A 13,848-nucleotide genomic window follows, 5' to 3' on the forward strand; every position below is an offset into this window, starting at 1 on the left:
TGGCACTGCGGCGCAAGGGAAACATGCGGATCGTCCCGGGACGACTCTCGTCGTCACCACGAACCAGCCCCACCTGAGCAACTGGCTTGGAGGCCTGGGTAAGCCGGTACTGCCCGGCGATGTCGCCAGTGCCATTGCATCCGCCCTGCGACATGGTTGGGTGCCCACTCGCGCGGGCGCGCCGTTTCACCTCGACCAGTGCGCCGGCTTCTCTCCCCGTGTGCGTGGCTGTCAAGAGGGGATTCTCGCGTGACCATCCGGACCGCGATACGCGGCAGCCTCGCCGGAACCGGCGTCGCCGTCCCGGGCTCAGCCTCCCCCTCTGTCCCGCAGTCGATGTCAGTGCCCCTTGCTAGCTTGCCCGGTGGATGGAGACCGGTCAGAGAACCTACGAGGTCCGCGGTCAAGGGGGGTGGGCATAAAGGTCCCCGGGAGCCACCTCGGGACTATGTGCAGGCCCCAGACCCCACCCCCCTCATCACCTGACCAACACGCTTTCCTTGCAGGTGGCGACAGCCACCACTGACGCCCCGTGCGGTGCGGGGCGCTTCGTCAGGCGGGCAGGGTGGTGGCGAAGTCCCGCAGGGCCGCGAAGTCCGGCTCCCGCAGGCCGATCCTCGGGTCCACGTGATGGAGCAGGGCCGGGCCGGGATGGTGGGTGCCGACGTAGCGTGTGTCCTGCGGGGACTGTTCGTCGTCCACCCAGGCGAACGGGCGGCCCTGCGCGTACGCGACGATCGCCTCCGTCTTCCAGTGCACCCCGTCAGGCCGGAACGCGAACAGGCCGGTGCCGAAGTCGACGTACGGCAGCTCGGGCAGGCCCACGACCGGGGCGATCCAGCGGTTGGCCTCGGCCATCCACGTGGTCGCCCAGCACAGGTCGTAGCCCAGGCCGAGCAGCGCCGGGCCGTGGGCCGGGTTCAGCCAGACCCGCAGGGGACGCCGGAAGGAGCCCACGGTCGGCCGGATGGTCGTATAGCCCTCGGGACGGCGCTGGGCCTTGGCCGCGTACGGGTTGAGGGGGCCGTCGACGTCCAGGAACAGCAGGGGGCGGCTCACGGGGACACGCTAGGGCAGCGGGCGCCCGCGGGCACCGGGATTTCCGTCGCCTCGGTACAGGCATAGCCGCGCGCCGTTCCACGCGTCACAAGGAGTGCAGGGCCCGGACAGCCGGGGCCCGGGGGAAAGAGAAGGTGACGATGGATGCCGAAGCGCAGGAGAATTTCCGGGAGTTCGTGGCCGGCAGGTCGACCGCGCTGCTGAGGACCGCCGTCCTGCTGACCGGCGGGGACCGGCACGCCGCCGAGGACCTGCTGCAGAACGCGCTGGTGAAGGCGGCCGGGCGCTGGCAGCGGATCGACGATCCGGAGGCGTACGTACGGCGGATCCTGTACCGCCAGCAGGTCAGCCGCTGGCGGCTGAAGTGGTGGCGGCGGGAGGTCACCGTCGCCGAACCACCGGACACCGGGCACGCCCCGGACGCCTCGGGCGCCGCCGAGCTGCGGCTCGTGCTGCGCACGGCGCTGTCCCGGCTCACCGCCCGCCAGCGCACCGTCCTGGTGCTGCGCTACTTCGAGGACCTGCCCGAGGCCGACGTGGCCCGGATCCTGGGCTGCTCCGTGGGCACCGTACGGTCCACCACGCACCGCTCCCTGGCCCGGCTGCGCGTCCTCGCGCCCGAACTGTCCGCGCTCGGCGGCGAGCAGCGGCCGTCCCGTGACTTCTCGCCCCTGGAGGTGCGCCCGTGAACGTCGAGGATTTCGTGCGTGACGCACTGCGGGAGCAGGCCGCGCAGCAGCAGCCGGCAGCGCCGGGATTCGCCGACCGGGTACTGGGCGCGCTGCGGCGCCGCCGTACCCGTCGGCTGGTGTCCGTCGCCGTCGCCGCCGCGGCGGTGGTCGCCGTCGGCGTCGGGGCGCCCCTGCTGGACTCCGGCGGCGGGAAGGACGTACGGCCGTCCGGCGTGCCCGGCTCCCGTGACGTCACGGCGCACCCGGACCAGGGGCCGCCGCGCGAGCGGATCGCGGCGGGGCGGTCGGTGCTGGCCGCGTACTACACCCTGAAGGTGGTGCCGCGGAGCTCCGGCACCGCGGCCGGCGAGCGCACGTACTGGCTGCTGAACCCGAGGACCGGCCGCTACGAGAAGGACGACCGCTGGTCGTTCGTCGCGGTCGCCCCCGGCCTGCGGACGGCCGCCGTGCTGGAGCGGGACCTGCCCGCTCCCCGGATCGGACTGCTCGACCTCGCCACGGGCCGGGTCGAGCGGTGGATCCCGGTGTCGCACGGCGTCGCCGGGCTCGCCTTCTCGCGGGACGGCCGCAGGCTGGTCGCCACGGCGTACACGGAGAACCCCGACGGGTTCTCGAAGGTGATGGACACGCGGACCGGCCGCTACGACTGGGGGCCGGGGTTCGGCTCCACGTCCCGGACCGGCTTCGAGGTCCTGGACGTGGCCTCCGGCAGGGGCAGCTGGGCCGCGGTCCCGCCGGGCCGGGAGTCCCTCGGCCGCGAGGACTTCTCCTTCAGCCGCACCGGTGACCTGCTGTACGCGCATGTCGTGGGGCCCCGCGACGGCACGCAGCAGTTCTACGACCTCACCGGCAGGAAGGTCGCCGCGCCCGCGAACGAGCGCGGTCTGCGGTCGGACGTGAGCGCCCGGCTGTCCCCGGACGGCCGGCTCGCCGCCTGGGGCCTGGTGGCGGAGCCGCACCACACGTCGTACTCCTCGATCCGCGATCCGCTGACCGGCAAGGAGATCACCCGGGTGCGCGGCTCCCACCTGCTCGCCTGGGCGGACGACAAGCGGCTCATCGCCTGGGAGCGGGACCCGGACGTGGCGCGGTACCGGCCCCGGCTGGTGCTGGTCACGATCGGCAGTGGCAAGGTCGTCCCGCTCAGCGGCTTCCAGGAGCCGAACGACGGCTACGGGGCACGGGACTGGCAGCCGGTGTTCGCCGACCGCTGATCAGACCGGCAGGAGTTCCTCGACCGCTGATCAGACCGCCAGGAGTTCCTCGTAGCGCGCCAGCAGCCCGTCGGCCGGTTCCCGGCCGGCGGGCAGCAGCGGTGCGCGCACCGGGCCCGCGGGCAGCCCGAGGCGGGCCAGGAGGGCCTTCGCGGTGACCGTGCCGGGCAGGCCCGCGCCCGTCATCGCCTCGATCAACGGCGTGGCGCGCAGCTGCAGTCCGGTCGCGCGGGCGGTGTCGCCGGCGTCGAAGGCGTCGAGGATCGCGGCGATGTGCCCGGGGACCGCGTTGGCGACGGTGCTGACGCAGCCCGCCGCGCCGACCGCGTACAGCGCGAGCACGTGTTCGTCGCAGCCCGCGTAGTACGCCAGGTCCGTGCGGGCCAGCACCTTCTGGGTGCCGAGGAAGTCGTAGGAGCAGTCCTTGACGGCCACGATCCGGGGATGCCCGGCCAGGCGGAGCATCGTCTCCGGCTCGATCCGGGTGCCGGTGCGGCCGGGGATGTCGTAGAGCATCACCGGCAGCCCGCTCGCGTCGGCCACCGCGCGAAGGTGCGCCTCCACCGCCTCCTGCGGTGGCCTGCTGTAGTACGGCGTCACCACCAGCACCCCGTCGGCGCCCGCCTTCTCGGCGGCGAGGGCCAGCTCGACGGTGTGCCGGGTGTCGGAGCTGCCGACGCCCGTGACCAGCCGCGCCCGGTCGCCGACCGCGTCCCGGACGGCCGTGACCAGCTCCGCCTTCTCCGCGTCCGTCGTCGTCGGCGACTCGCCGGTCGTGCCGTTCAGGACCAGACCGTCGCAGCCCCGTGCCACCAGGTGTTCCGCCAGTCGTCCGGCGCCGTCCAGGTCGAGGGTGCCCGACGGGGTGAACGGCGTGATCATCGCGCAGAGCGTGCGGCCGAAGGGGCGGGAGGGCTCGCGTGAGGTCGTCATGGGGGTAGTGTCGGCGGGACGTGGGTGTAGCTCAACTTAAATTTCCTACGAGTCATCTATAAGCATTGCTTCAATGATCCCGGGTCCTGTGTCCAACTCGGCACCTCATGGGTCACTATGGCCGGAGGGTCACCGACGTCGTCATGGGAGGCACCATGAAGCTCGGCAAGGCACTGGCCACCGGGGTCGCCGAGGAGCGGCCGCTCGTCCACGAGCAGGAGACCGAGCTCCCCGAGGAGCGCACCCGCACCGAACCGGCCGAACCGGCCGGGCCGGCCCGCGAAGAGGTACCGGCAGCCCGATGAGGCTGCGGCTCCCGGCGGAACGCCCGGCGGAGCCGCCGACCGGATACAAGATCGCCCACCCGGTGCTGTCCCAGGACGGCACCCGGGCCGGGTTCACCGGCGTCTCCCTCGGCGGCGCGCTGCCCTACGGCGTCCTGGACGAGGCCTCCTGCGTCTACGGCAGGCGGCACCGCCCGCCCGCGCGCCTGTGCGACTGCGGCTTCCACTGCGTCCACGAGCGCGCGGCCGCCGAGGCCCTGCTGTGCACGGCCGAGCACCGGGAGGCGGTCCTGCTGGAGGTGTCCGTGCTCGGCGCCTACATCCGCTTCGAGCGCGGCTTCCGCTACGCCCGGCAGCGGGTCCGCACCGCCGTCGCCGGCGCCTGCGCCTGCGGCACCACCGCCGTCGCCCTGGCCGACGCCGGCTGGGGCAGACCCGGCTGGCGGGCCCTCGCCCCCGCCTGCGCGGGCTGTGTCCGCGCCCGTACGTCCGTCTCGCTCGCCTCCTTCGCCCGGCTCGCCGGGGAGGGGCTGCGGGTGGTCGCGGGGAGCGGTACACCGCCCCCGTACGCCGAGTTGACGGCCGCCGGTGCGCCGGGCGTACCGGAACTGACCGCCGAGGCAGCGCTGTTGCAGGCCCGCCTCGACTGGTTCCAGACCCAACTCGCGCGCCTTGGCGAGCGCGGGTCGCAGGGAGGAGGACAGGGCTGACGGTCTAACGGTCTTCGGCCCGGGTACCCGAAGGTTCCGTACAGAGAGGAGGCGGAACACCGTGACCGTGACCCCCCACGCACGGCCCGCGGCCGACGGGCACCCCTCCACGGGTGAACTCGTCGGCCGGGCCACCGAACAGCTCTCCCGGCTGCTGCACCAGGAGGTCGCCCTCGCCAAGGAGGAAATGGCCGAGAAGGGACGGCGTGCCGGACGCGGCGGCGGACTGCTGGGCGCCGCCGGCGCCGTCGGATACGTCGGGCTGATCGTCCTGGCCGGAGCGGCCACCGCCGCCCTCTGTGTGGCGCTGCCCGTGTGGGCGGCGGCACTGATCGTGGCCGCGGTGTTCTTCGCCGTGGCCGGCCTGCTGGCCGCGGCCGGACGGGCCCAGCTGCGCCGCGCCGCCCCGCCGACCCCCGAGGAGACGCTCGGCAGCGTCAGGGCGGACGTCGACGTGATCAGGGAAAGGGCACACCGATGACGCACAGGATCCCGCACCGCTCGGGCGCCAAGGGCCCCGACGAGCTGCGGCAGCAGATCGAACACACCAGGAACCAACTCGGCGACACCATCGCCCAGTTGGTGGGCAAGGCCGATGTGAAGGGCCGGGCCCGGGTGCGGGCCGCCGACCTGAGGGACAAGGCGGGCGCCATGACCGTCCAGCTGCGGGCCGGCGCCGCCCACGCGGGGCACGGCATGCAGGACCGGGCGGCGAAGGCCGGCCACCTGATGCAGGACCGCGCCCTGAAGGCCGGGCACACCGCGCAGGAGCGCATGGCGAAGGCCGGCCATCTGATGCAGGAGCAGGCCGGCCGGAGCGGACACGCCCTGCAGGACCGGGCGGCGCAGGCCGGGCACGCCCTGCAGGACCGCGCGGCGCACGCCGGGCAGACCGCGCAGCACGACACGCGCGTGCCCGCGCCGGTGCGCTCCGCCTGGGGCGCCGCGCTGCGCCATCCGAAGCCGGTGCTGATCGCCGGCGCGGCGGGCGCCGCCGTCGTCGCCGCGGCCGTGATCTGGCGCAGGGTCGACCGGCGGCACTGAGCACGGGACGGCGGGACCGGCCGGACGGCGACGTCCGGCCGGTCCCGCCCCGTGTCACGGACGGAACCGCAGCACCTGCGGGTCGTGGTCGCTGATCTGGTCGTTGAACTCCGAGTTGATGTGCACGCTGTCGTACTCGAAGTCACAGCCGCGCCGGATCGCCGGGCTGATCAGGATCTGGTCCAGGACCTGCTCGTTGCCCTGGTAGTCGTAGGTGTAACGCTCGTTCCTGGGCAGCAACTTGATCGCCGACCACAGCTCGCCGTCACCCTCCATGATCTTGGCGGTGTCGGAGAACTCGAAGTCGTTCATGTCGCCGAGGGCGATGACGTCCGCGTTCTTCTGGATCTTCAGGATGTCCTTGACGAACGTGTTCACCGCGGTCGCCTGCGCGTGACGCTGGATCTCCGAGCTGCGGGTCACCGGCTGGTACTGCGCGGTGAGCGGCTGGTCGCCGCCCTTCGAGATCAGGTGGTTGCCGATCACGAAGACGGTCTTGCCGCGGAAGACGAACTGGCCGACCAGCGGCTTGCGGCTGGCCTTCCAGGCCGCGTTCGCCGGGTCGATCCGGCCCGGGGAGGCCGTCAGCTCGGCCTTGCCGTGCTCCTCGGTGACGCCGACCGCGGTGGTGGAGTCGCCGCCCGCGCGGTCCACGAAGGACACCCGCTCCGGGTTGAACAGGAACACCTGGCGGATGTTGCCGCCCGGCTCGCCGCCGTCCTGGTCGTTGACCGGGTCGATGGAGCGCCAGTCGTACTTCGGGCCGCCCGCCGCGACGATCGCGTCGATCAGCTTGTTCACGGTGACGCTCGCGTCGACCGTGCCGTCGTCCTTGGCGCCGTTGTCGTCCTGGATCTCCTCCAGGGACACGATGTCCGGCGACTGCAGGTTGTCCACGATCGCGGCGGCGTGCTTGTCGAAGGTGTTGTCCGACGGGTCGAGGTTCTCGACGTTGTACGTCGCCACCGCCAGCTCGCGGCCCGACTGCTTCCGCGTCGTCTCGCGCTCCAGGCCGGCGCTGTCCAGCGTGCCGAGCTTGCTCGCGACGAGGGTGTAGCCGCCGTACTGGTTGAAGTCCAGCGGGCCGGTGGTGGCGCCCTCCAGCGTGTCGCCGACGTTCGCCTTCGGGAAGTCGGCGGTCGAGCCCAGCGACTGGATCTGCAGCCGGCCGGTGTTCTGGGAGTCGTAGGAGCCGTAGACCGTGCCGCCGCGGTGGCTCCGGTGCTCGTGCGGCTTCACCGTGACCCACAGCTCGGCGTAGGGGTCGGTGCCGGTGACCACACGGGTGTCCTCGACCTGGACGTTCATGCCCTCCAGGGACTCGTAGTAGTCCAGGGCGTACGCCGAGGGGTCCAGGGTCAGGCCGTTGATCGAGCCGTTCGCGGCGGTGTCGCCGGCCGGAGTGTAGGCGCGCGGGACCGACCCGGCGTCGATCACGACCGGCGCCGGGACCGCGTTGCCGGTGGAGACGGTGGTGACGGTGGGCTTGGTGATCTCCGTCAGCGACTGGTTGCCGGTGGAGGCGCCGCCCGGGACGTACTCGGAGACCGTGCCGGTCACCGTCACCGAGTCGCCGACCGCGACCTTCGGCGTGGAGCTGGTGAAGACGAACACGCCCTCACTGGTGGCCGGGTTGTCGTCCGGGGCCGCGTCCTGGATCCAGAAGCCCTTCGAGGAGCCGTAGGTGCGCGTGGCCGTGACGATGCCGGGCACGTCCGCCACCTTCTGCCCGGCGAACGGGGATATCCGGGTCGTGCCCTGGATGTCGTGGATGCGCACCGAGTCGGCGTGCGCGGGCGAGGTGAGGACGACGGCGGACGCGGCGCTGCAGACGGCGGCGACGGTGAGCGCGGCGAGGCGCGCGGAAGACCTGCTCGGCAAGGGTTCCCTCCGGGGACATACGTGAACGCCGGGACGAGGGTGGTACGGGAGCGTGTGGGGCTCGTAGCCCTCCGTGACACGCATAGAGCCGAGTGAACAGTTGTCCCCCCAACTTCTACGCGCGTCAATCTCCTGCCTGGCGCCGGGAGTTGTCAAGGTTTCGGCCATGTACTGCCGTCGACGGGGAGATGAACCGGGCGGCATGGGGCGAAATCCGTCTAGGCTGAGCGGCTGAGCCAGTTTCACGGTCCGAGGAGAACCAGCCGATGTCAGACAGCTCCCCCCTGCCGCCCGTACGGCTGCACCCCGAAGCGGAGCTGGCGCGCGCCGCGCTGTCCACGCCGGTGCTCTCCCGCGCCGCCCGCCTCGCCCGCTGGGCCGGGCCCGACACGCGCGTCGACGCGGGCGGTGGACTCCTCGAGGAGCAGCTTCCGGCCGCCGCCGGCGAGCTCGGACTCAGCGGTGACGACGCCGCCGCGTCCGCCAGTGAGGCCTGGCGGGTCGCGGTGGACGCGGGCCTGGTCGAGATCGTGGACGAGGAGGCCGGGACCGTCCGGGCCGCGGAGGAGCTGAAGCGGCTCACCGGCGGCTCCCCGCACGACGTCCTCTCGGTGTGGCTCGCCGCCCTGGACACCGTCCTGGCCGACGCGAGCGTGCCGGACCTGGACGGTCTGGTCGACGCGCTGGAGGAGGGCGGCGAGGTCGATTTCTCGTCACTCGACTGGGACCCGGAGGCCGAGGCCGAGTTCCTCGACGGCGTCCTCGGCAACCTCTATCTGCTGACCGTCGGTGAGGACGGCCCCGGTGAGGGCCCGGTCCCGCTGCCGGCCCTCGCCGCGTCGATGATCGTGCCCGACGACATGGGCGAGCCCACCAACGACGTCCTGGAGCAGGTCTCCGACGCGATGATGCGGCTCGACGACCAGTTCCGGATACTGGAGCCGATCGGCCTCGTGGAGTACCAGCCGGTCGACGAGGCGCTGATGGCCGACGCCGACGAGGAGCCCGCCGCGCCGGTCGACGAGGACGACGTCTCCCGCTACGGCATGGTCCGGCTCACCCCGCTCGGCGCGTACGGGCTGCGGGCCCGCCTGCTGGACGCCGGGTTCGAGGCGCCCGCGGTCGGTGAACTCGCCGACAAGGGCGCGGACGCGCTGCTCGACGGCACCGCCCGCTTCGGACAGTCCGCCGCCCGGGCCGAGACGGAGCAGTGGCTCACCCGGCGGGAACCGCTCGCCTCCGCCCGGGAGTTGCTGGCGGCGGCCCGGGGCGCCGACGCGGGCGCGCCGCTGCGCAGGCTGCGCTGCCAGCAGGCGCTGTCGCTGGTGGGCCCGGAGGCCGAGCCGGCCCTGCGGGAGGTCCTCGACGACCCCGAGCTGGGCGGGCTCGCCCGGGTGTGGCTGAGCGAGCGGGGCGCCGCCGGGGTGCCGGCGCCGTCCCAGGAACTGGTGTTCTGGCTGACCATCGACACGGTGGCCGCCCAGCTCCAGGCCGAGGGCAACTCGGAGGAACTCCAGGCGCTCGTCGAGGGGCTGGCCGCGCAGCACAGCGGCTTCTTCGCCGCGGCCTGGCGGGTGGGGCATCCGGCCACCGCGGAGGTGCTGGAGGCGATGGGGCGGCTGCACCCGGACAAGAAGGTGGCGAAGCTGGCGCGGAAGGCGGCCTTCAAGGCGCGGTCCCAGCAGGGCGGCTGACGGCCTCTTGGGTCGGCCATGGGCCGGTGCATACGGATTCTTGAACAAGGGCCTCCGAAGTAGGCCTTTGTTCAACTCCCGTTCAAGGTGTGGCGGGAGCGTGTGCGCCGAACCGCGGTCCGCCACCCTCCACGGCACTCCCACCGTCTCAGGAGACACACCATGTCGCTCACCCGCAGGGACTTCGCCAGAAAATCCGCGATCACCGGTGCCGGGGTCGCCCTGGCGGGCAGCGTCGGCGCCCTCGCCACCGCCCCGAACGCCCTCGCCGCGACCGACGTCGACACCGTCGAGGAGACGGACTCGGCGCACGGCGGCCACCACCACGGCGTCGGCTACGGCCCGTTGCTCCCCGACCCGAACGGCATCCTGGCCCTGCCCGCGGGCTTCACGTACAAGATCATCACCTACAGCGGCCGCACCACGCTGGAGTCCGGTGAGTTCACGCCGTCCAACCACGACGGCACCGCCGCCTTCGAGGGCCCCCGCGGCACCACCCTCCTGGTCAACAACCACGAGCTGGCCGGCGCCCGCGCCCAGTGGCCGCACCCGGTCCCGCTCACCGAGGGCCTGGTCTACGACCCGGCGGCGGCCGGCGGCTGCACCGTCGTGGAGGTCCGCCGCGGCGGCGAGGTCGCCGAGTGGGTGGGCATCGCCGGCACCGCCACCAACTGCGCGGGCGGCAGCACCCCGTGGGGCACCTGGCTGACCTGCGAGGAGACCGAGGACAAGGCCGGAAAGAACGGTTTCACCAAGGACCACGGCTACGTCTTCGAGGTCGACCCCGAGGACCGCCGGGCCAACCGCGGCCCCAAGCCCGTCAAGGCCCTCGGCCGCTACGCCCACGAGGCCGTCGTCATCGACCCCAAGCGCGGCCACGCCTACCTCACCGAGGACGCGGCCGGCCCCAACGGCCTGCTCTACCGCTGGACCCCGCCGGAGGGCTTCCGCCACGGCCGCGGCAGGCTGCGCACCCTCGCCGACGACGCGGGCGTGCTGCAGGCCTTCAAGTGCTTCGACTCCGGCGGCAAGTTCGTCGACGACCTCTCCCGTGCCACGAAGACCGGCACGGTCTACGGCGTCGACTGGGTGGACGTCCCCGACCGCGACGCCACGACGGTCTCCACCCGCAAGCAGTTCGCCGACGGCCAGATCACCCGCGCCCGCAAGCTGGAGGGCATGTGGTGGGGCGACGGCGGCACCTACATCGTCTCCTCCTTCGCCCGCTCGGAGAGCCCGGTCCAGCACGACGGCCAGGTCTGGTTCTACGACCCCAAGCGCCGCACCCTCACCCTGAAGGTGCTGCTGGGCGTCAACCCGGCCCCGGAGAAGGACGGCGCCTTCGACGGCCCGGACAACATCACCGTCTCCCCGTACGGCGGCCTGGTCATCGCCGAGGACGGCGAGGGCGTCCAGCACCTGTTCGGCGCCACCGAGAGCGGCCGTACGTACCCGATCGCCCGCAACGAACTCAACATCGGGACCGAAACCGAGCCGGAGTACAGCGAGTTCACGGGCGTCACCTTCTCGCCCGACGGCCGCACCCTGTTCGCCAACATCCAGACGCCCGGCATCATGCTCGCCGTCACCGGGCCGTGGAAGCGGCACAAGCGGTAACCGGCGAAGCGGCGTTAATTCGCTCGCACCCCGTCGGCTGCGCCTCCTACAGTGAGATCACGACGTCACGCACCTCCCGGTGCGAGGGCAGCGGCTACTTCCCTTTCACGGAATGAAAAACAGCCGCGGCCGGACTGATCTCGGGAGGCGCAGCTCATGGTGGGTGCCCGGTGCGCAGGCAGCGGTTACTTCATGGGATCAGAAGGTTGCGGGTTCGACTCCCGTCACCGGCCCAGGGCCGGTGTAGCTCAATGGATAGAGCATTTGACTAAGTCCGCCGCCGACACCTGATCTCGGACACCCTCCATTTGCTGCGCCTCCCTCCGAAACGGCAATGAATTCGGGGGAATTCACCATGGCGCGGTTCAACACGCGTGCCGCGAAGGCGCAGCCCACCTCGCCGGTCACCGGCACCGGCCGGACCCTGCGCACGCACCAGGGCGGCCGGGGCCGGGAGCGCGACGCGCGCTCGGAACTCTTCCTGCTCGCGGTGTCCCACTTCCTCGGGAACACCTTCTACGAGAGCGCCGAGGACCGCGACGACCGGTTCGCCCGCCTCGTCCGCGACCTCGCCGTCAGCGACCCGGCCTGGACGGCCGGACTGCTGCGCTGGCTGCGCGGCGACGGCAACATGCGGACGGCCTCGATCGTCGGCGCCGCCGAGTACGTGCGGGCACGGCTGACGGCGGGCGCGACCGACGGCCCCACGGGCCGGCAGGTCGTGGACGCGGTGCTGCAGCGCCCGGACGAGCCCGGCGAGCTGCTCGCCTACTGGACGTCGACGTACGGACGCGCCGTCCCCAAGCCGGTCAAGCGCGGGACCGCCGACGCCGTACGACGGCTCTACCACGCCAAGGCGCTGCTGAAGTACGACACCGCGTCCAGGGGCTACCGCTTCGGCGACATCCTCAACCTCGTGCACGCGGCACCGGACCCGGACAAGCCGTGGCAGGGCGACCTGTTCCGGTACGCCCTCGACCGCCGGCACCACCCGGACACCGCCGTGCCGCCGGCCTCGCTGCCGGTGCTCGCGGCGCACCACGAGCTGATGGCGCTGCCGGTGGGGGAGCGGCGCGCGGTCGTCACCTCGCCCGGCGGTGCCGAGCGGCTCGCGGCGGCCGGCATCACCTGGGAGGCGCTGGCAGGCTGGCTCCAGGGCCCGATGGACCGGGCGGCCTGGGAGGCCGTGATCCCGTCCATGGGCCCGATGGCTCTGGTGCGGAACCTGCGCAACTTCGACGAGGCCGGGGTCTCGGACGAGGTCGCCGCGCAGGTCGCGGCCAGGTTCAGCGACCCGGAGCAGGTGGCGCGCTCGCGGCAGTTCCCCTTCCGCTACCTGGCCGCCTACCGACACGCGCCCTCGCTGCGCTGGGCCCACCCGCTGGAGCGGGCGCTCGGCCACTCGCTGGCCAACGTGCCCGCGCTGCCGGGCCGGACGCTGGTGCTCGTCGACCGCTCGGGCTCGATGTTCTGGGCGCAGTCGGCCGACCGTTCGCAGCTCACCCGGGCCGACGCGGCGGCGATCTTCGGCACCGCGCTCGCGCTGCGGGCGGCCGAGGCCGACCTCGTGCAGTTCGGGTCGACCAGCGGCCGGGTGGAGTTCCGCAGGGGCGAGTCGGTGCTGAAGGTCCTGGAGCGCTTCGGCAACCTGGGCGGCACCGACACCACCGAGGCGGTGCGCCGGCACTACCGGAACCACGACCGGGTGCTGATCGTCACGGACGAGCAGTACGCCCCGCACCGGCTCGGCGAGCCGACGGACCGGATTCCGGCCGATGTGCCGGTCTACACCTGGAACCTGGAGGGCTACCGGGCGGGTCACGGTCCTTCGGGCACGGCGAACCGTCACACCTTCGGCGGCCTGTCGGACTCCGCCTTCCGCATGGTGCCGCTGCTCGAAGCGGCACGCGACGCCCACTGGCCGTGGCAGGACTGAGCCTCGGCAGGACCGAGCCGTGGCAGAAGTCAGACGCGGCCGGCCGTGAGACGTGGCCCGCACTTCTACGGGGGGTGCGGGCCACACCCCTTTTCATCGCTCCGGCTGACATCTAACATTTCAGCCCATGCAGACCCTGCGTCCCGTGCCCCGCACCCTCCTCAGGGACCGCGCCTGTGCCGCGATCCGGGACGCCATCGTGGCGGGGGAGATCGAGCCCGGCGCCGTGGTCCGCGACGCCGATCTGGCGGAGCGGCTGGGGCTGTCGCGGGCACCCGTGCGCGAGGCGTTCGCGCGGCTCGTGGAGGAGGGGCTGCTGGAGAGCAAGCCGCAGAGCTACACCCGGGTGACCCCGCTCGTCGCCGCCGACGTGCGGGACGCGGCGGCCGTGGTCGGTGCGATGCACGAGCTGGTCACCCGGGTCGCCGTACCCCGCCTGCGGGAGACGGACCTGGACGGGATGCGCGCGGCCAACGAGCGCTTCGCCGCCGCCGTGCGCACCGGTGACGTCGACGAGGCCCTGCGCGCCGACGACGAGCTGCACCACGTCCTGGTCCGGGTGAGCGGCAACCGCGCGGCCGCCGCCACCGTCGCCCGCTACACCCCGCTCATCCGCCGCCTGGAGCGGCAGCGCTTCGGCGAGGGCGGCTCCTGCCGCTCCGCAGGGCTGCACGAGCGGCTGATCGAGGCCTGCGCCGCCGCCGACGTGGACGGTGCCGTCCAGGTCACGGCCGATATCTGGCGCACGCTCGCCGACCTGGCCGACGCCGACTGACCCTGGAGG

The 13,848-nt window shown here is 72.8% G+C and carries 13 protein-coding genes; 10 read left to right on the forward strand and 3 right to left on the reverse strand.

What is annotated here, in order from left to right; translation table 11 throughout:
- Window positions 1–552: 552 nt before the first annotated feature.
- Window positions 553–1,059 carry a hypothetical protein gene (locus AB0N17_RS23560; protein ID WP_366013406.1) on the reverse strand — a complete coding sequence of 169 codons (507 nt, stop codon included), beginning with the start codon at window positions 1,057–1,059 and terminating at the stop codon, window positions 553–555.
- A gap of 140 nt (window positions 1,060–1,199) precedes the next feature.
- Here AB0N17_RS23560 and AB0N17_RS23565 point away from each other — a divergent pair, with 140 nt between their 5' ends.
- Entirely contained in the window at window positions 1,200–1,748 is a 549-nt protein-coding gene (locus AB0N17_RS23565; protein WP_366013407.1) for a SigE family RNA polymerase sigma factor, read from the forward strand.
- Window positions 1,745–2,965 (forward strand): WD40 repeat domain-containing protein, encoded by a 1,221-nt coding sequence (locus tag AB0N17_RS23570; RefSeq protein ID WP_366013408.1) that lies wholly within the window; start codon window positions 1,745–1,747, stop codon window positions 2,963–2,965. The genes AB0N17_RS23565 and AB0N17_RS23570 overlap by 4 nt, the downstream gene beginning before the upstream one ends.
- A gap of 30 nt (window positions 2,966–2,995) precedes the next feature.
- Here AB0N17_RS23570 and dapA read toward each other — a convergent pair whose 3' ends face one another.
- Window positions 2,996–3,898, reverse strand: coding sequence for a 4-hydroxy-tetrahydrodipicolinate synthase (dapA, locus tag AB0N17_RS23575; protein WP_366013409.1), 903 nt, complete (start codon window positions 3,896–3,898; stop codon window positions 2,996–2,998).
- A gap of 143 nt (window positions 3,899–4,041) precedes the next feature.
- Here dapA and AB0N17_RS23580 point away from each other — a divergent pair, with 143 nt between their 5' ends.
- From AB0N17_RS23580 to AB0N17_RS23595, 4 genes are all read left to right on the forward strand, one after another.
- On the forward strand, window positions 4,042–4,203 hold the full coding sequence (locus tag AB0N17_RS23580; protein WP_366013528.1) for a hypothetical protein: 162 nt from the start codon (window positions 4,042–4,044) through the stop codon (window positions 4,201–4,203).
- Window positions 4,200–4,892 (forward strand): hypothetical protein, encoded by a 693-nt coding sequence (locus AB0N17_RS23585; protein WP_366013410.1) that lies wholly within the window; start codon window positions 4,200–4,202, stop codon window positions 4,890–4,892. The genes AB0N17_RS23580 and AB0N17_RS23585 overlap by 4 nt, the downstream gene beginning before the upstream one ends.
- A 61-nt stretch (window positions 4,893–4,953) precedes the next feature.
- Window positions 4,954–5,373, forward strand: a complete 420-nt coding sequence (locus tag AB0N17_RS23590; protein ID WP_366013411.1) for a phage holin family protein — start codon at window positions 4,954–4,956, stop codon at window positions 5,371–5,373.
- Window positions 5,370–5,936: a DUF3618 domain-containing protein gene (locus tag AB0N17_RS23595; RefSeq protein ID WP_366013412.1), complete on the forward strand. Its 567-nt coding sequence runs from the start codon at window positions 5,370–5,372 to the stop codon at window positions 5,934–5,936. The genes AB0N17_RS23590 and AB0N17_RS23595 overlap by 4 nt, the downstream gene beginning before the upstream one ends.
- 54 nt (window positions 5,937–5,990) lie before the next feature.
- Here AB0N17_RS23595 and AB0N17_RS23600 read toward each other — a convergent pair whose 3' ends face one another.
- Entirely contained in the window at window positions 5,991–7,817 is a 1,827-nt protein-coding gene (locus AB0N17_RS23600) for an endonuclease/exonuclease/phosphatase family protein (RefSeq protein ID WP_366013413.1), read from the reverse strand.
- 266 nt (window positions 7,818–8,083) lie between these two features.
- Between AB0N17_RS23600 and AB0N17_RS23605 the strand changes: the two genes are divergently transcribed.
- From AB0N17_RS23605 to AB0N17_RS23620, 4 genes are all read left to right on the forward strand, one after another.
- Window positions 8,084–9,511 carry a hypothetical protein gene (locus AB0N17_RS23605; RefSeq protein WP_366013414.1) on the forward strand — a complete coding sequence of 476 codons (1,428 nt, stop codon included), beginning with the start codon at window positions 8,084–8,086 and terminating at the stop codon, window positions 9,509–9,511.
- Between the two features lie 162 nt (window positions 9,512–9,673).
- Window positions 9,674–11,128, forward strand: coding sequence for an alkaline phosphatase PhoX (locus AB0N17_RS23610; protein ID WP_366013415.1), 1,455 nt, complete (start codon window positions 9,674–9,676; stop codon window positions 11,126–11,128).
- A gap of 355 nt (window positions 11,129–11,483) precedes the next feature.
- Window positions 11,484–13,064: a TROVE domain-containing protein gene (locus AB0N17_RS23615; protein WP_366013416.1), complete on the forward strand. Its 1,581-nt coding sequence runs from the start codon at window positions 11,484–11,486 to the stop codon at window positions 13,062–13,064.
- A 127-nt stretch (window positions 13,065–13,191) separates the two neighbouring features.
- On the forward strand, window positions 13,192–13,839 hold the full coding sequence (locus AB0N17_RS23620) for a GntR family transcriptional regulator (protein WP_366013417.1): 648 nt from the start codon (window positions 13,192–13,194) through the stop codon (window positions 13,837–13,839).
- Window positions 13,840–13,848: the final 9 nt, after the last annotated feature.

The organism is Streptomyces sp. NPDC051133 (assembly GCF_040682635.1).
GTDB lineage: Bacteria > Actinomycetota > Actinomycetes > Streptomycetales > Streptomycetaceae > Streptomyces.